Below are 17,678 nucleotides of genomic sequence, written 5' to 3' on the forward strand. Positions count from 1 at the left end.
CATCTCAGGACAAGGGCGTCAGCAGTAAATTGAGGTCCACATTCCCCTCAATCCCCGCCACGCTGCCCTGGTGGCTGTACTGCCACATGGTAAACTGATAGGGAAAGGTGGGGGTGCTCTGGTACTGGGCCAGCCACAGCTGGTACTCAGTGAGCTGGGTCAGGTCGATGCGGTCCATGAGCCACGTGACATTGCCGTAGATCATAGGCTGATAGCCCGCCTGGGCAATGGTTTGGCAAAACGCCTGGGTGATTTCCGTGGCAGTCTCCACGCTCAGATCGTCGGTGCGGGCCTCGTCGTGGGCCACCTGCTCCAGGTCAAATACCACTGGGTAGGTGATGGAATCCCCCTCCAGGGCGTCCAGCACATACTCCGCCTCCTCCACCGCTTCCTCTACGGTGACAGCCTGGGAGAAGAAGTATACCCCCACGTCCAGTCCCGCCTGGGTGGCTCCCTGGATGTTTTGCTGGAACTTGTCATCCAGCACCAAGTTGCCCGTCTCCCCGTAGCCCCGGAAGCCCAGGCGTATCATGGCAAAGGAGATGCCGTCGGCCTTCACTGCCGCCCAGTCGATGTCCCCGTTGTAGGTGGACACGTCCACCCCTGCCAGGGCCTGAGTGCCGTCTGGGGCGGTGTACTGGTAGCGGCCATTCTCCTCGCTCAGCCCGCTCCAGTCGTAGCTGTGCTGGGTCAGGTCGTTCTTGAGGGGCGAAATGGTGATGCCGTTGGCCCCCATATATACATAGGACTGGGGGAACAGCTTTTGGAGAAAGGTGGTGGTGAGGCCGTACTGGTAGGCCAGGTCCCGGATGGTGCTCTTGGCCACGGTGTTCTCCAGCAGCCACTCCACCCGGTTGTGGAGCTGATATACCTTCAGGCACAGGCCGCCGAAGATGGCCACCGCCACACACAGAGCCATTGCCCATTTCTTCCCCGGCCGTTTCTGTTTCTGTGAGGTTCGCTGAGGTGCCCGCCCCAGCTGGTCAGAGGTCTCCTCCGCTGTCTCTCTCTCCTGGTCTAACATCTGATGTTCCAACGGGTATCCCTCCTTTCCCCACATTATATGGATTTTCCCCTGTGAATGCAATGAAAAAATCTGCCACAGAGGTTTCCCTCTGTGGCAGATGAAGACTGTCAAAAAGCCAACGTCCATACAAGAAGTTCAGACTTTCTTGCATAGGCCAAAGCCCTCGGCAGAGTTTTCCCGCCCGCTGGCGGGAAAATAAATTGGAATGGCGTTTTTTCCGAGGACATGCGCATCGGGAAAAACACTTCTCAGCCCGCCAGTGTGGAATCGGGTCGCCCTTTGACCCGATTATGCATGCAGCGGGCTGCATCCCCTCGAAAAAATTCTGGAATTTTTTCGAAGAATTATTGGGGATTGACGGTGTAGTTGGGAGCTTCCTTGGTGATGTAGATATCGTGGGGGTGAGACTCCCGGAGACCGGCGGCAGTGATCTGGGTGAACTGGGCCTTGGTGCGCAGCTCGTCGATGGTGCCGCAGCCGCAGTAGCCCATACCGGCCTTCAGGCCGCCCATCATCTGATAGATGGTGTCGGCCACAGGTCCCTTGTAAGGCACGCGGCCTTCCACGCCTTCGGGCACCAGCTTCTTGTTGTTCTGCTGGAAGTAACGGTCCTTGGAGCCGCAGGCCATGGCGCCCAGAGAGCCCATGCCACGGTAGACCTTGAACTGACGGCCCTGGTAGACCTCGGTGTCGCCGGGGGACTCCTCGCAGCCAGCCAGCAGGGAGCCCAGCATGACCACGTTGCCGCCAGCGGCGATGGCCTTGGCGATGTCGCCGGAGAACTTGATACCGCCGTCGGCGATGATGGGCACGTCGTACTCCGCGGCCACACGGGCGGCGTCATACACGGCGGTGATCTGAGGCACGCCGATACCAGCCACCACACGGGTGGTGCAGATGGAGCCGGGGCCGATACCGATCTTCACGCAGTCGGCACCAGCCTCGATGAGGGCGCGAGTGCCCTCGGCAGTGGCCACGTTGCCGGCGATGAGCTGCACGTCGGGGTACAGGCTCTTGATGCGCTTGACGCAGTTGAGGATGTTCTGGGAGTGGCCGTGAGCGGAGTCCAGGCACAGCACGTCGGCGCCAGCCTCCACCAGGGCGGCCACACGGTCCAGCACGTCGGCGGTGACGCCGATGGCGGCACCCACCATCAGGCGGCCCTTCTCATCACGGGCAGAGTTGGGGTACACCTGGGCCTTGTCGATGTCCTTGATGGTAATCAGGCCCTTCAGGTGGTTCTCGCTGTCCACGATGGGCAGCTTCTCAATCTTGTGGCGGCGGAGGATCTCACGGGCCTCCTGGAGGGTGGTTCCCTCGGGAGCGGTGACCAGGTTGTCCTTGGTCATCACGTTGTCAATGAGCTGAGACATGTCAGTCTCAAACTTCATATCACGGTTGGTGATGATACCAATGAGCTTGCCGTTGTCGCAGATGGGCACACCAGAGATGCGGTACTTCGCCATCAGCTCGTCTGCCTCAGCCAGGGTGTGGCCTGGGCCGAGGAAGAAGGGGTTGGTGATAACGCCGTTCTCACTGCGCTTGACCATGTCCACCTGCTCGGCCTGAGCGCCGATGGACATATTCTTGTGGATGATACCCAGACCGCCTTCCCGGGCCAGGGCGATGGCCATCCGGGACTCGGTGACCGTGTCCATGGCGGCGCTCACCACAGGGATATTCAGGGTGATCTTGCGGGTGAGACGGGTGTGCAGGTCGATGTCTGCGGGGAGCACGTTGCTCTCGGCAGGAATCAGCAGCACGTCGTCGAAGGTCAGACCCATTTTTACAAATTTGTCATTGTATTGAATCTGCGACATTTTACCACTCCTCCAAAATTGTATTGATATTTTATTTTACGCTCTGGAAAAAAGGGTGTCAAGTTGAACCTACAACAATGGATGTTTTCGGTACTTTTGACCAGTGGAACCGGGAAATCAGCTGGTCCGGTGTGGCACTTTTTGGCGTATCTTGCAAACCCGCCAGCCAGCCCAGCCAGCCCACCAGCTCCTGGGGCGTGTATTTCTCTCGCAGCACCCCCATATCCAGGTCCCGGTCCCGCTTGGATAGCCGCCGCCCCTGGGCGTCTACCAGCAGAGGCAGGTGGTAAAACTGGGGCGGCTCATACCCCAGCGTGCGGTGGAGCCACGCCTGGACCGGGGACGAGGAGAGCAGATCACAGCCCCGCACCACGTGACTCACGCCCATGAGGGCGTCGTCCACCACCACGGCCAGCTGATAGGCCCACACCCCGTCGGAGCGTCGGACGATGAAGTCCCCACAGTCCCGGTCCAGCTGCTGGGTGTAGGGGCCCATGTGGCCGTCCTCTATGGTAATCTTCGCTCGGGGCACTCGCACCCGGAAGGCCGGGCGTCTCCCCGCTGCCTCCAGGTCCTGCCGCTGCTGGGCCGTGAGGTGGGCGCAGCGGCCTGAATACACCACCGCCCCATCCGAGGCGTGAGGGGCCGAGGCGGCCAGACGCTCCGCCCGGGTGCAGTAGCAGGGGTAAATAAGCCCCAGCTCTTCCAGGCGGCGGAACGCCGCCTCATAGTGGTGGGAGCGTTGGGACTGGCAATACTCCGGCTCTAAGCCGCCCTCGTCCCAGTCCAGGCCCAGCCACTGTAAATCCTCCACCAGCTGAGCTGCCTTATCCAGAGAGCACCGCTGGGGGTCCAGGTCTTCCATGCGCAGCACCATCACCCCGCCCTGGCTGCGCACATCCAGCCAGGCCAGCAGCGCCGCCAGCAGATTGCCCAGGTGCATCCGCCCGCTGGGACTGGGGGCAAACCGTCCCCGTACCGTCATGGTCCATCTCTCCTGTTGATAAAATAGCGCTCGTGCCGCTGCAAAAAGCAGCGGCACGAGTGAATATGGATTACTTATTTTGGAAAATCTGGAAGATGTCGTCGAAGGGGTCCTTCTCCTTCTCCTTGGGCTGCTCAGCCTCCTCCTTGCCGGGAGTGGGGTTGCTCACGCCGCCGAAGCCGGTGGCGATGACGGTGACCCGAATCTCATCCTGGAGGGAGTCGTCAAAGGCAGCGCCCATCATGAACAGGGCGTCGGGATCGGCCACTTCCTTGACCATCTCGGCGGCCACTTCCACCTCGTCCAGACCGATGTCCATGGGACCGGTGATGTTGACGATGATGCCCTTGGCGCCCTGGATGGAGGTCTCCAGCAGGGGGCTGTTGATGGCCAGACGGGTGGCCTCCTCCGCGCGGTTCTTACCGGCGGCGCGGCCCACACCCATGTGGGCCAGACCGGCGTCCTTCATGACGGCGGTGACGTCGGCGAAGTCCAGGTTGATCAGACCAGTGGTGGTGATCAGGTCGGAGATGGACTGCACAGCCTGACGCAGCACGTCGTCGGCGATGGCGAAGGCGTTGGCGAAGGTGATCTTCTCGTCGGTGGCGTACTGGAGGCGGTCGTTGGGGATGATGACCAGAGAGTCCACCTTGGACTGCAGCTCCTCAATACCCTTCATGGCCTGGTCCATACGGCGGCGGCCCTCAAAGCTGAAGGGCTTGGTGACCACGCCCACAGTGAGGATACCACGGGACTTGGCGATCTCAGCCACCACGGGAGCGGCGCCGGTGCCGGTGCCGCCGCCCATACCGGCGGTGACGAACACCATGTCGGTGTTGTCCAGCAGAGCGGAAATCTGGTCCTTGCTCTCCTTGGCGGACTCACGGCCCACCTCGGGGTTGGCGCCAGCGCCCTTACCGGCGGTGAGCTTCTCGCCGATGGGCAGCTTCTGGGTGGCCTCGGAGGCGGCCAGGCACTGACGGTCGGTGTTCACAGCAATGAACTCCACACCCTGCATGCCCACACGCACCATGCGGTTGACCACGTTACAACCGCCGCCGCCGACACCGATGACCTTCAAGGTGTCGCCACTTTTTACCTCAGAATCCATGACAAAAGCCATAAATATGACCCTCCTATATCCAAAACAGTTTGTGTCAATGCCTGCAATAATCCAGACTACAAATCACATTTTATTTTAGCGGCTTTTCCTCACGGGGTCAATAGTGAAATGCAAGTTTTTTTGCAGAATTTTGTCGCGTCCTTTTGGCAGTTCCAGCCAATAAAACGAAAAAAGCCCCCACCCCGCACACATGGGCGGGATGGGGACTCATGGGTCTCACGCTTCTGGAGTGGCAGAGGGCTCCGGGGACGCCGAGGCTGCGGGCTCTGTGGAGGCCGAAGGCTCAGGGTCCGGAGACTGGGAGGCCGCGGGGTCCGGAGCGTCCGAAGCTGTGGCGTCCGGGTCGGGGCTGGCACTGGGCTCGGGCTGGGCGGACTGCTTGGGGTTTTGGACAAACACCTTGCTGTCAGAAACGGTGAAGTCAAACACCCGGGCCTCACCCTGGGGCAGCTTGCCGCTGTCCAAAGCCGCCTGGAACAGGTTGAGCATCTGGGCATAGTCCCCGTGGAGGGGGAAGCGCAGCTGATGGATGCCGTAGCTGACCAGAATGGAAGAGGCCGCCGAGCAGTCAAACTGGGTGCACTGGCTCAGCTTCCCCGCCTGGTCCAAGGCCTCCATCAGAGGGACGATGGCCTCCCCCTTGGACTGGTCCGCTTCGCTGACCTGCATGGGCTGGCCCGCCTGGGGGTCCACCACCTCCAGGCCCACAATGGCAATGCCCTGGTTTTGCTTGGTGGTCTCCAGCAGGTAGCCGTCGGAGGCCATGAGCCATTGGCGGCCATTGCCTTCCACGGTGGCGGCCACCGTGCGCTCCACCACCTGGAGGGTCACCTTGTCCGGGAAGGTGTGGCCCACCACCACCCGCTGGACATAGGGCAGCTTGCTGCCCACCAGCTGGTTGATCTGCCAGGTCCACAGGGTCACCAAGTTATCCCCCCTCTCGATCTCCGAGGCGTCAATGATCTCCTGGGCGGTGTAGTGGGAGTTGCCCTCTACCTTCACCTCATTGACGCGGAAGAAGATGACACAGGCGGTGACAATGGCTGCTACCACTGCCACCAGAGAGATCAATTTATAGAAAAACCGAAACCGGCCTCGGCGCCTGGTGCGCCGGGGGTGCTTCCGCTCACGTGCCATGCCAAATCACCTCTGTGGTAAATTTATCTGCGCTGTATCTGGGCCCCCAGGCGGTTGAACATCTCCTCCAGGCGCTCATAGCCCCGGTCGATGTGTTCCACGCCCCGCAGCTGGGTCTCACCCTGGGCTCCCAGGGCGGCCACGGCCAGTGCGCCCCCGCCCCGCAGGTCGGTGGCGGACACTTGGGCTCCGTGGAGCCGCTTCACTCCCCGCACCCACGCCCCTTGGCCGTGGAGGGAGATATCCGCTCCCATCTCCCGCAATTCCGGCACGTGGCCGAAGCGGCGGGAGAACATGGTCTCTTGAAAAATGGTGGTGCCCCGGGCGGTGGCAAAGGCCGCCATCACCGGAGCCTGGGCGTCGGTGGGAAAGCCGGGATAGGGGGCGGTGGCCACCGGTCCCACCGACTTCATGGGGATATCTCCCCTACGGCAAAACCAGATGCGGCCCGGTGCGCTGCGCACCCGGCATCCCCCCTGCTCGAACAGCTGGAGCACCGTGGACAGGTGCCGCCAGTCCACGCCCTGGAGCTCCACCTCGCCCCCTGCCGCCGCCACCCCGGACAACAGAGTGGCCGCCACAATGCGGTCGCCCAAAATGGAGATCGCTCCGCCGTGGAGGGGTCGCCCACCCCGGACGGTGATGACGCTGCCTCCGGCACCCGTCACCTCACCGCCCAGGGCGTTGAGAAACTGCTGGAGCTGGACAATCTCCGGCTCCCGGGCGGCGTTGACGATGGTGGTGTCCTCCGCCGCCCCTGCCCCGCACAGCATGGCATTTTCCGTGGCCCCCACGCTGGGGAACTTCAAAGTCACCACCCCGCCCCGGGGACGGCCCCGGCAGGTGATGGTGCCGTCTTGCTCCTCCACCTGACACCCCATGGCCCGCAGGGCCTCCAGGTGCAGGTCGATGGGCCGGGGGCCCAGCTCACAGCCGCCGGGATAGGTGAGGGTGGCCTCCCCCATCCGGGCGGCCAGAGGCCCCAGAAACATAATGGAGGACCGCATGGCCCGCATACGGCCCTCGTCAATGGCGGTGCCTGTGGCTTGCCCGGCATCCACCACCAGTTCCTCCCCCTCCCAGCGGCAGCTGGCCCCCAGGTGTTGGAGGATGTCCACGGCGGCGTCCACGTCGGACAGGCGGGGACAGTTGCGGATCACCACCGGCTGGGGGGCCAGCAGACACCCCGCCAAAACCGGGAGCACACTGTTTTTCGCCCCCTGGACCCGCCATGCCCCCTCCAGTAGGGCACCGCCCTGTATGTACATGACGCTCATGAAAACGCCTCCCTTTCCTTCCATTGGCACATTCTATGAAAGAAAAGGGAAAAGGGTTAAAGAAGCTCCATCAGAGCCTTGTAGATGTCCTCAGCCGCCCGGGGGGTAGCCAGTTCCTTCATGGCCCGGCTCATCTCCCGGCGCTTGTCGGCGTTGGCCAGCAGGGATACCGCGGTGTCGTACAAGCTCTGGCCGGAGCAGTTTTTCTCCTCCAGAAGCTCCGCCGCCCCACGGTCTGCCAACACCTTGGCGTTTTTGAACTGATGGTTGGCAGCCACATAGGGAGAGGGCACCAGCACCGCAGGCTTGCCCATGGCGGTGAGCTCGCCCAGGGTGGAGGCCCCGGCCCGGCAGATCACCAGGTCGGCGGCTGCCATCACCGTGGGCATGTTGTCAATGTAGGGACGGACCTCCTGGTCCGTCACCGACACGCCCCGCTCTTTGAGGTGCTGGGCCATGGTCTCATAGTCCCGGCCACCGCTGTGGATGTAGTGGAAGGGTCTGCCCTCCTCCACCCACCGCTGCACGAAGTCCTCGGTCATGAGATTCATGTCCCGGGCCCCCTGGGAGCCCCAGAAGGACACCACCAGAGGCTTGTCGTCGGTGATGCGCAGTTCCCGCCGGGCCTGGGCCCGGTCCAGGCGGAAAAAGGCCCCCCGCACCGGGGTACCTGTCACCGCCACTTTTTTGGCGTGGGTATAATACTCCGCCGCCTCAGGGAAGCCCACCATCACCAGGTCCACCCGCTTGGCCAGCACCCGAGTGGTGAGGCCGGGAAAGGCGTTGGACTCGTGAATGGCGGTGGGAATGCCCATGCGGGTGGCCTCCCGTACAGCGGGGAACGAGGCGTAGCCTCCGGTGCCCACCACCAGGTCGGGCTTGAACTGTCGTAAAATCCGGGAGGCCTGCCACTGCCCCACCGGCACTTTAAACACACTTTTGAAGTTGTGGCGGATGATCTTCCAACTCAGCTGCCGCTCGAAGGTGGACACCTTCACACAGCGGATGGGGTATCCCGCCTGCTCCACCAATCGCTTTTCCATCCCCTTCTCGGCCCCCACAAAGAGGACTTGGCAGCCGGGATGGTATTTTTCAAAGGTCTGGGCCACGGCCAGGGCCGGGTTGACGTGCCCTGCCGTGCCGCCGCAGGTAAACAGTACCTTCATGCTCCCCCTCCTACTCTTCCTTTGGCGCCACGATTTGCCTGGACACCGCTAAGATCAAGCCCACTTCCGCCAACTGAACCACCAGGGCGGTGCCGCCGTAGCTGAAGAAGGGCAGCGAGATACCGGTGGTGGGCAGAGCGCCGGTGACCACGCCGATGTTCAGGATAACCTGGGCCGCCAGCTGGGTGTTGACACCCACAATCATCAGGCTGCCGAAGCGGTCCCGGGCGTGGAGGGCCAGCCAATAGCCCCGGATGATGAGCAGGGCGAAGAGGACAATGATGAGGCAGGCGCCGATGAGCCCCAGCTCCTCACAGACAATGGCGAACACAAAGTCGTTGTGCTCCTCGGGGAGGAACATGTACTTCTGACGGCTGTTGCCCAGCCCGGTGCCCAGCAGGCCGCCGGAGCCGATGGCAATCTGGGACTGCCACAGCTGGTAGCCGTCTCCCCGCAGGTCGCTGCCGGGGTTGAGCCAGGACTGCATACGGGCGGTCATGTACTCAGTCTGGGTGATGAGGAAGAGCAGCGCCGCACCCACGGCAGCGCCGCCGCCTACAAACCAGTACAGCCGGATGCCCGAGGCGAACAGCACCGCCGCCGCCCCCGAGCACACCAGAATCATACCGGACATGTGGGGCTGCTTGTAGAGCAAGAAGAGGATAATCAGCAGAATCACCGCGTAGGGAATCAGCTCCAGCAGGCCGATGTTCTCGGCAAACTCTCCCATGCGGCCCCGGAGGGTACGCCGGTTCCACTTCTTAGGGGGCGCTTTGATCTGGTCCTTCCGCTTGGACAGCCGGGCGGCAAAGAACAGAATCACCGCCACCTTCACCAGCTCGGAGGGCTGGAAGGAGAAGCCGATGTCCAGCCAGCGCCGTGCGCCGTTACTGGTTCGTCCCAGAGGGGTAAAGACCAGAATCAGCAGGAAGATACTGCCCGCAAGGGCGGGTACAGACAGCCCCCGCCACCACTGGTAGTCGATTTTCGACACGATATACATGCCGACCACACCTGCCACGGCAAACTTCAGCTGTCCCAAAAAGTAGTAATAGGGGTTGCCTCCTGTCTTCACGCTGGGGTCCAGGTCGTAGTAGGCAGAAGCATAGGAGGCCGAGAGCAGCATAACCAGGCCGATGGCCGTCAGCAGCAGCACCAGGGCCAGGTAGGGCAGGTCCAGCGGCCCCCGGGCCAGTTGCTGCTCTATGGTGAGATCTCGTTTGGCTTTTTTGCGCACGGGTGCGCCTCCTTCCCGGAACGAAAAATGCGAAGTAGAGCCCGTCTAACCGGGCCAGAGGGGCTGTTATATCCCGTAGCGGTACATCACGCCGGCAAAGGCCAGCAGACAGAAGGCCACGGTGATGGCGGTAAAGGTGAGCACAATGCGCACCTCGCTCCACCCACCCAGCTCCAGGTGGTGGTGGAGGGGGGCCATACGGAAAATACGCTTGCCGTGGGTGAGCTTGAAGTAGGTCACCTGGATGATATCGCTCATGGTCTCAGCGATGTAGATGATACCCACGGGGATGAGGATGAGGGGTGCGTCCACAGCGAAGGCCATGCCGCACACGGCGCCGCCCAAAAACAGGGAGCCGGTATCCCCCATGAACACCTTGGCGGGATAGAAATTGTAAATGAGGAAGCCCAGAATGCCTCCGGCCAGAGCGGCGGCAAAGGCGCCCACGCTGCCCTTATCCCACCAGGCAGCCAGAAGGGAGAAGAAGATGGCCACGGGCAGGGTCACAGAGCCCGCCAGGCCGTCCAGGCCGTCGGTGAGGTTCACCGAGTTGACACAGCCCACCAGCACGAAGGCGGCAAACACCAGGTACACCGCCCAGGGCAGAGGAATGTCGATGTTGGCAAAGGGGACGTACAGGTTGGGGGAGAGATAGCCGAAATTGCGCATCAGGGCCAGGAAGGCCACGGACACGGCCAGCTGCAGCAGCAGCTTCCACCCGGCGGTGAGGCCGGTGTTCTCATGCTTGCGCACCTTGGCAAAGTCGTCGATGAAGCCGATGCCCCCGTATACCAGGGCCAGGCCCAGCACGATGAGGGCGGAATAGTCTCCGCTCATCAGGTCCTTCCAACAGAAGATCAGCACCGCCACCGTGATGCCCACCATAAACATAATACCGCCCATGGTGGGGGTGCCCTGCTTGGTCATGTGCCAGTTGGGGCCAATCTCTTTGATGGATTGGCCGGCCTTCATGGCCCGGAGGACGGGAATCAGAAACTTACCCACCACCGCAGTGACCAGAAAGGCGGTTGCCGCCGCTGCGAAACTCATCATGGTTTATTAACCTCCACTCTCTCTTTTGTATCTAGGATTGGTTCAAACGCTGGGCCGCCTGCTCCAGCGGCACGCCCAGTGCCACAGCCGCCGCCAAGGCGGCCAGGCTCTCATAGAGGCCGCCCTGGCCCCGGGGTACCCGCACCCGGAGCAGATCGTCTCGGGTGAGAGCCTCAAACTCCACCCGCTGGCGGCGCAGACAGACATTTTTGGCGGTGAGGTCCGCCTGGGGCCTGCCGTCGGAGTAGGCGAACACCCGGCCCCTCATGGCCCGGGCCGTCCGCCGCCCCTCCCCGTCGTCCAAGGCCACCACGGTGACCCCGGCCCGCCGGGACAGCTCCCACCGGGCCACCGCACAGGGGGATAGGGTGCGGCGGTCCCGGGGCTCGAAGTTTTCCACCACCACAGCCTGGTAGCGGGACGTGTCGTCCCCGGCCATGGCGGCCTCACAGGGGGTCAATTCCACCACCGGTGCCCCGGTCAAACGGCGCAGCAGGTGGGCCGTGGCGGTGTTGCCCCGTCCCACCACGGCAATGGGGTCATCAATCTGGGAGTTCTTGATCGGCGTAGTCGATAACACTGCTGACAAACCTCACTTCCACCACGGTGCCCGGTGATACCTCGGTATTGGCGGCGATGCTCTGGTTGATGGCCTCCAGGTTGCCGCCGTCATCGGTCACACCTGTGGCTCGCAGGAATAGGCCCATCTCTTCCAGGGTATTTTTGGCCTCCGAGGGGCTCAACCCCTCCAGGTCGGGCACCTTCACCTTGTCCTTGGGCACCTCTTCGCCCAGATACAAGATCACGGTGGAGCTGCCGGGGATGGTCACACCGGAGGCGGGCAGCTGCCCGGTGACGGTATTGCCACTGCCCACGGTGCGGCAACGGATACCGCGGTCGGTGAGCAGGCCCTTGGCCACGGTGAGCTCATAGCCGGTGACGTTGATCATGGTGGTGTCCGAAGCTTCCAGCTCGTCGGTGGTATACTGCTTCTCCACGCCCATGTAGTCCAGAATGTCGGCCAGCAGCTGCCCGGCCATGGGGGCGGCAATGTTACCACCGCTGATGTAGGTGCCGGAGGGGGTGTAGTTGGAGTTGGAGGCCGACTGCTCGGGGGAGTCGTAGGCCAGCAGCACCAACACCTTGGGGTTATCCACAGGGGCAAAGCCCATGAAGGAACAGATCAGGTCGCCGGTCTTTTCATCTCGCTTCTGGGAGGTACCGGTCTTACCGCCGATGCGGTAGCCCGCCATATAGGCGTTGCGGCCAGAGGCGGAGGGGCCAGCCACCACGCTCTCCAGCATACCGCGGAGGGTGGAAGAGGTCTCCTCGCTGATGACCTGGCGCACCTCCTGCACCTGGTGGTAGTAGGTGCTGTTGCCGTCGTCGTCGCTCACCGACTGCACCACGTAGGGCTCCAACAAATGGCCGCCGTTGATCATAGAGGCAAATGCAGTGGCCATCTGAATGGGGGTAATCTTAAAGGTCTGACCGAAGGAGGCGGTGGCCACGGAAGTCTCACCGTAGATGCTGGTGAAAAAGTCCTTGCCGCCGGGCCAGAAGACACTGGTTCCCTCGCCAAATAGGTCGATACCGGTGGAGTCAAACAGGCCATAATTCTCCAGGTAGTCCCAGAAGGTGTCTGCTCCCAACTTCTGGACAATCTGCATCATACCGTCGTTGCAGGAGTTCTCCAGCACCTGGGTCAATGTTTGATCTCCATGTCCTGCCCGCTTATGACAGGTAATGAACCAGTCGGCCACTTGTTGGCCGCCGTCACAGTAAAAGTGGTCGTTGGGAGAGATGACCCCCTCCTCCAGGGCTGCCGCCACCACCAGAGGTTTAAAGGTAGAACCGGGCTCATAGGTGTCAGACAGGGCTTTGTTTCTCCACTGGAGGTTAAGGGCGTCGCTGACGGCCTGGTTGTACTCGTCGCTGTCCTCGCCGTACTCCTCGGCCAGGGCTTTCAGCTCATCCAGCAGCTCCTGGTCGAAGACGCTGGCGTACTCGTTGGGGTCAAAGTTGGGGCTGCTGGCCATGCCCAGAATCGCCCCGGTGGAGGGGTCCAGGGCAATGGCAAAGCCGCCTTTTTTCACGTTATAGGTCTGGATGCCCTCCTCCAGGGTCTGCTCCAGCATGGACTGGATGGTGGCATCAATGGTCAGGTGGAGGTTGCCGCCGTTCTCGGCGTCGATGTACTCCTCATAGGTGGAGAGCATCTCAGTGCCGGCTCCCGTCTTGGAGGTGACCACTCGTCCGGTGGCCCCGGACAGCACATCCTGGTACAGGGCCTCCACGCCCTGGGCACCCACCTTCACGCTGCCGCTGCTCTCGGTATAGGCCATAAAGCCCAGGATATGGGCGCCCACCGAGGAGTAGGGGTAATAGCGCTTGCTGGAGGGCTCGAAGTAGAGCATGGAGGAGAGTTTGTTCTCCTTAATAAACTCCCGCACCGCAGTGGTCTCCTCCTCCTCCAGCTCGTAGGCCAGAGGCTCATAGGCGGAGTCGGTGTTCTCAATGCGCTGGCGCAGCCGGTCCTCGTTGAGTCCCAGCAGGTCCACCAGGCCGTCCACAATCAGGTCCCGCTTGTCCTCGATGGCCTGCTCGTACTCCTCCTGCTTCAGGTTGCCGTCCTCATCCTCATAGCTGCTCTTATTCACCGAAACCACCACGTCCCGGGGGGAGAGGATCAGCTGATAGACGGTGCCGGACCGGGCCAGAGTACGGCCCTGGGCGTCGTAGATGGCACCCCGTCCGGCGTTGACCGCCACGTCCAGGGTCTGCTGATTGGCCGCCCGCTGCTCCCATTCGTCGTGCTGGAAGATTTGCAGCTTCACCAGCTGGGCCACCAGGGGCACAAAGGCCACCACTCCCACCACCGCCAGCAACACCACCGTGCGGCGGAAGAGACTACGGTTTCCCTGTCCAGGGGAGCGGCGTGAATTGGATTTGGGTTTTTGCATATGTCTTCGCTCCTATATATATTCCGGTTTGGCGTGGCGGCATATCGGGACAAGAAGGGCGTAAGAAACCGGTCAAAGTTTTCTTACGCCCCTCATTCTCTCTTATGTCCGCATTTCATTGTATGTGTTCTGGGGCGGCCATTATGACAGCATGCCGCTCAGAAATTCCTCAATTTGGCGAATCAGGCCGGAGACTCCCTCCCGAGCCTCCTGGTAGTACACCACACTGTCGTCCTGGGACAAGTCCAGGTAGACGGTCTGGCCTGCGCCCGCCTCCACCATGGAACCGTCAGCGGTGAGCTGCTGCTCCAACGCCGTCAGGTCAAAGGTCTTTTCATACTGGGCCATCAGTGTTTTTTTCTCGTCCTGCAACTCGGACAGGGTAGAACGCAGTTCTACCGTCTCCGCGTTGACCATGGCCAGCTGGGCGCTGCACACCACCAGCAACAGGGCACAGGCGATGGCTGCCACAAATCCCACAATGGTGAAGGGCGCCACAGCGCTCTGGGCCCGGACCTGTACCTGGGGCCGGGTGGCCACCCGCTCCCGGGGTCTGACTCTGGGCCGCCGGGGCTGCTCCACCTCTCTTCTCCGCTCCCGGGCGGGGGCGGTGTTGTCTACTTTATAAGCTACGTTGCCATAGGTGGCGTACTGTCTAACTTTGCGCTGGGTTGCCATAGTGATGTCTCCTTTTATTATCTCACTCACAGCTTCTCTGCCACACGCAACTTGGCACTGCGAGCCCTTGGATTCTCTTCAAGTTCCTGGGGGGTGGAAACAATGGGCTTTTTCCCCACCAGGCGCACCTTGGGGGTCTTCCCGCACACGCACACGGGGAAGTCCGGGGGGCAGGTACAACCCTTGGCCCACCCTGCATAGGCCGTCTTCACCAGGCGGTCCTCCAGGGAGTGGAAGGAAATGATGGCCAGCCGTCCGCCGGGATTCAAGAGGTCCAGGGCGGTATCCAGCATCCGCTCCACTTCCCCCAACTCGTCGTTGACGGCAATGCGAATGGCCTGGAAGGACCGCTTGGCCGGGTGCTGTTTCTCCCGGCACGCCTTGGCGGGCATGGCGCTGCGGATCAAATCCGCCAACTCCAGGGTGGTGCGCACCGGAGCCTGAGCCCGGTGGCGTACAATGGCTGCGGCGATGGGGCCGGCGTAACGCTCCTCCCCGTACTGCCACAAGATTCGTTTCAGCTCCTCCTGAGACCACTCGTTGACCACCTCATAGGCGGTGAGGGCGGCGGACTGGTCCATCCGCATGTCCAGAGGGGCATCCTGTAAATAGGAAAAACCTCGGGCCGCCTCGTCCAGCTGGGGCGAGGACACACCCAGGTCAAACAACATACCATCCACGGCGGGGATATCCAACTTGCGGAGAATCTCCCCCACCTGGCTGAAGTTCCCACGCACCAGGGTCACCCGGTCCATGAGCCCTTCCAGACGGGCCGGCGCGGCTTCCAGAGCGGCGGCGTCCCGGTCAATGCCGATGAGTCGGCCAGTGGTCAGGCGCTTGGCAATCTCTCGCGAGTGCCCCGCCCGGCCCAACGTGCCGTCCACATAGATGCCGTCGGGCTTGATGTTCAAGCCGTCCAGACACTCCTGGAGCAGCACAGACTTGTGTGTATATTCCATGGATTAAATCCCCAGTCCTTCCAACAGTGCCGCAATGTGCTCGGGGTTGAGCTGCTGTGCGGTCTTGGCCTTCCAGTTCTCCGCACTCCAGATCTGGGCCCGGTCGTTGTTGCCGGTAATCACCACATCCCGATCAATCTTGGCGTAGTCCTTCAAATAAGAGGGCACCTGAAAGCGCCACTGCTTGTCCGGCTCGCAAAGTTGAGCCGAGGCAAAGAAGACATCCATGGAGGCTGCCTGCGCGGTGGTCAGGTTGGCCACCCGCTCTTGGAGCTTGTTCCACGCCGCCATGGGGTACAAGGTCAGATTCTCCTTGACACCCACAGCCAGGTAAAACTGGGAGCCCAATTCCTCCCGGAGTTTGGACGGCACAATGAGACGCCCGGCGCTGTCAAGACTATGCTCGTAGGTGCCAGTCATCCCGCGTCCCCTCCATTTCACTCCATTTCACTCCAAGTTATCCCTAGTATACATCCCCCTGGTGGAAATTGCAAGGACTTTTTTCCTGGAAAAATATGAAGTTTTCTTGAATAAAATCACGGATTCCCCTGTTTATTCTGCCAAACGCCGGGAATTGGGTCACTTATTCGTTCCATACCTCCCGGGCGTCCCGGGTGGTGGAGTAAAATGGAGGACCACAGAATGTGCGCCATCCTGCGGTCCTCCATTCAAATCTCTCTTATTGATCTGCCTCGGCGTCGTAGGCGCGGTTGGCAGAGGTTGTGCTGCTGGGAATTCCCAGGGCCTCGTGGAACTTGCTCTGCACCCGGCGCATCTCGGCGTGGGCCTCGCCCAGAGCCTCCTCCGCCCGGCGCATCACGTCCTCACAGTACTGGTTGGCAACGGTGCGCATTTCCTTGGACTTCTGGTCGGCCTGGGCCATCATCTCGCTGGCCTTCTGGCGGGCCACCGCCATCACCTCGGTCTCGCTGACCAGGCGGCGGGCCTCGTTCTCTGCCCGCTTCTGCAGCTCCTCGGCCTCACGCTTGGCACTGGAGAGCAGCTCGTTGCGGTTGTTGAGCACCTTGCGGGCCTCGGCCAGCTCCACGGGCAGCTGGGCCTTGGCGTCCTCGATGAGGTCCAGGGCCTTGTCCCGCTCGATGACGCACTTCTCAGAGCTCAAAGGCGCATTGCGGGCCTCGTCCACCATATCAAACAGCATATTCAGCAATTCTTCCACAGAAGTTGCCATAGGTAATTCCTCCTTATTGTTCCTGGGCCCCATTGACCCGATTCTGTACCTGGGTAATAATCTGTCTCGGGACAAATTCCGATAGGTCTGCCCCGTATCTCGCCATTTCTTTCACGACGGTGGAGCTGAGATAGGCGTACTTGGGACTGGTGTACAAAAACACGGTGTCCAGCTCCTCATACAGCTTGGCATTGATCATGGCCATTTGAATCTCAGACTCATAGTCGGACACGGCCCGCAAACCCTTCACCAGCACCTTGGCCCCGTGCTGTCTGGCGTAGTCGGCCAGCAGCTGGCGGGAACAGTCCACCTTCACATTTGGTAGTCCTTCCGTCACCTTCTCAATGAGTTCCACCCGCTCTTCCGGGGTGAACAGGCCGTTTTTGCTGGAATTGACCATCACACACACGATGAGCTCGTCAAAAATGGCGGCCGCCCGCTTGATGATGTTCAAATGCCCCAGCGTCACCGGGTCAAAGCTGCCGGGGTAGATGGCTCGTTTCATTGGGTCACACACTCCTGCGGTACAAGGTCAGCTTGATCTTTCCGTACCGGTAGTCACGCCCCTTCTCATAGGGGGCCGCAAGCTCCGGAAGCTGGGCTTCCACTGGAGACTCGCATACTATTATACCATTTCTCGACACAATGTCAATTGCCGTCATGCGTTCCAGGGCCTGTTTTATGCAGTCAGAGGCATAGGGCGGGTCGAGAAACACCAAGTCATAGGGCCCCTTGGCGCTGGCCAGGAAGGCGTCGAACTCGGTTTGGTGGAAGGCCGCCCGGTCGGTGAGGTTGCAGGCCTTCACATTCTCCCGCACGATCTTCATGGCGGCGGGAGAATGGTCCACAAAATCGCACCAGGCCGCCCCCCGGGACAGGCACTCAATGCCCAGCTGTCCGGTGCCGGCAAACAGGTCCAGTACCCGTCTGCCGGGAATGTCAAACTGAATGATATTGAAAAGCCCCTCTTTCACCCGGTCGGTGGTGGGGCGGGTGTCCATGCCGGGCAGCTCCTTGAGCCGCTTTCCCCGGGCCGTTCCCGTGATGACACGCATGGTAAC

At 61.5% G+C, this 17,678-nt stretch carries 17 protein-coding genes; all 17 read right to left on the reverse strand.

Going from position 1 to position 17,678, the window contains the following annotated elements; genetic code table 11:
* Window positions 1–4: 4 nt before the first annotated feature.
* Window positions 5–919 carry a glycoside hydrolase family 25 protein gene (locus tag B5F22_RS03795; protein ID WP_158096610.1) on the reverse strand — a complete coding sequence of 305 codons (915 nt, stop codon included), beginning with the start codon at window positions 917–919 and terminating at the stop codon, window positions 5–7.
* 452 nt (window positions 920–1,371) lie between these two features.
* Window positions 1,372–2,847: an IMP dehydrogenase gene (gene guaB / locus B5F22_RS03800; RefSeq protein ID WP_087231288.1), complete on the reverse strand. Its 1,476-nt coding sequence runs from the start codon at window positions 2,845–2,847 to the stop codon at window positions 1,372–1,374.
* A gap of 58 nt (window positions 2,848–2,905) precedes the next feature.
* Window positions 2,906–3,832, reverse strand: a complete 927-nt coding sequence (gene gluQRS, locus B5F22_RS03805; protein WP_087391066.1) for a tRNA glutamyl-Q(34) synthetase GluQRS — start codon at window positions 3,830–3,832, stop codon at window positions 2,906–2,908.
* 70 nt (window positions 3,833–3,902) lie between these two features.
* Window positions 3,903–4,955: a cell division protein FtsZ gene (gene ftsZ, locus B5F22_RS03810; protein WP_087231282.1), complete on the reverse strand. Its 1,053-nt coding sequence runs from the start codon at window positions 4,953–4,955 to the stop codon at window positions 3,903–3,905.
* Between the two features lie 216 nt (window positions 4,956–5,171).
* Window positions 5,172–6,014 carry an FtsQ-type POTRA domain-containing protein gene (locus B5F22_RS03815; RefSeq protein WP_158096611.1) on the reverse strand — a complete coding sequence of 281 codons (843 nt, stop codon included), beginning with the start codon at window positions 6,012–6,014 and terminating at the stop codon, window positions 5,172–5,174.
* A 101-nt stretch (window positions 6,015–6,115) separates the two neighbouring features.
* A complete protein-coding gene (murA, locus tag B5F22_RS03820; RefSeq protein ID WP_087391072.1) occupies window positions 6,116–7,369 on the reverse strand; it encodes a UDP-N-acetylglucosamine 1-carboxyvinyltransferase in 1,254 nt (417 codons plus the stop codon).
* Between the two features lie 56 nt (window positions 7,370–7,425).
* Entirely contained in the window at window positions 7,426–8,535 is a 1,110-nt protein-coding gene (murG, locus tag B5F22_RS03825) for an undecaprenyldiphospho-muramoylpentapeptide beta-N-acetylglucosaminyltransferase (RefSeq protein ID WP_087391076.1), read from the reverse strand.
* A gap of 10 nt (window positions 8,536–8,545) precedes the next feature.
* A complete protein-coding gene (gene ftsW / locus B5F22_RS03830) occupies window positions 8,546–9,772 on the reverse strand; it encodes a putative lipid II flippase FtsW (RefSeq protein WP_242955053.1) in 1,227 nt (408 codons plus the stop codon).
* Between the two features lie 66 nt (window positions 9,773–9,838).
* Window positions 9,839–10,825, reverse strand: coding sequence for a phospho-N-acetylmuramoyl-pentapeptide-transferase (gene mraY, locus B5F22_RS03835; protein WP_087391079.1), 987 nt, complete (start codon window positions 10,823–10,825; stop codon window positions 9,839–9,841).
* 31 nt (window positions 10,826–10,856) lie between these two features.
* Window positions 10,857–11,414 (reverse strand): hypothetical protein, encoded by a 558-nt coding sequence (locus B5F22_RS03840; RefSeq protein ID WP_143482183.1) that lies wholly within the window; start codon window positions 11,412–11,414, stop codon window positions 10,857–10,859.
* Window positions 11,368–13,788, reverse strand: coding sequence for a penicillin-binding transpeptidase domain-containing protein (locus B5F22_RS03845; protein ID WP_087391085.1), 2,421 nt, complete (start codon window positions 13,786–13,788; stop codon window positions 11,368–11,370). The genes B5F22_RS03840 and B5F22_RS03845 overlap by 47 nt, the downstream gene beginning before the upstream one ends.
* Before the next feature lie 141 nt (window positions 13,789–13,929).
* The gene (locus B5F22_RS03850) at window positions 13,930–14,466 is read right to left on the reverse strand and encodes a hypothetical protein (protein WP_087231261.1); all 537 of its coding nucleotides are present in this window, start codon (window positions 14,464–14,466) and stop codon (window positions 13,930–13,932) included.
* Between the two features lie 26 nt (window positions 14,467–14,492).
* Window positions 14,493–15,425, reverse strand: a complete 933-nt coding sequence (gene rsmH, locus B5F22_RS03855) for a 16S rRNA (cytosine(1402)-N(4))-methyltransferase RsmH (RefSeq protein WP_087369577.1) — start codon at window positions 15,423–15,425, stop codon at window positions 14,493–14,495.
* 3 nt (window positions 15,426–15,428) lie between these two features.
* Window positions 15,429–15,845: a division/cell wall cluster transcriptional repressor MraZ gene (locus B5F22_RS03860; RefSeq protein ID WP_087231255.1), complete on the reverse strand. Its 417-nt coding sequence runs from the start codon at window positions 15,843–15,845 to the stop codon at window positions 15,429–15,431.
* A 259-nt stretch (window positions 15,846–16,104) separates the two neighbouring features.
* A complete protein-coding gene (locus tag B5F22_RS03865) occupies window positions 16,105–16,617 on the reverse strand; it encodes a hypothetical protein (protein WP_087231252.1) in 513 nt (170 codons plus the stop codon).
* Window positions 16,618–16,630: 13 nt separating this feature from the next.
* Complete coding sequence (gene coaD / locus B5F22_RS03870; protein ID WP_087231249.1) at window positions 16,631–17,122, reverse strand: pantetheine-phosphate adenylyltransferase; 492 nt, start codon at window positions 17,120–17,122, stop codon at window positions 16,631–16,633.
* A 4-nt stretch (window positions 17,123–17,126) separates the two neighbouring features.
* Entirely contained in the window at window positions 17,127–17,672 is a 546-nt protein-coding gene (rsmD, locus tag B5F22_RS03875; RefSeq protein ID WP_087231247.1) for a 16S rRNA (guanine(966)-N(2))-methyltransferase RsmD, read from the reverse strand.
* Window positions 17,673–17,678: the final 6 nt, after the last annotated feature.

The sequence above is a fragment of the Pseudoflavonifractor sp. An187 genome (assembly GCF_002160275.1).
GTDB lineage: Bacteria > Bacillota > Clostridia > Oscillospirales > Oscillospiraceae > Enterenecus > Enterenecus faecium.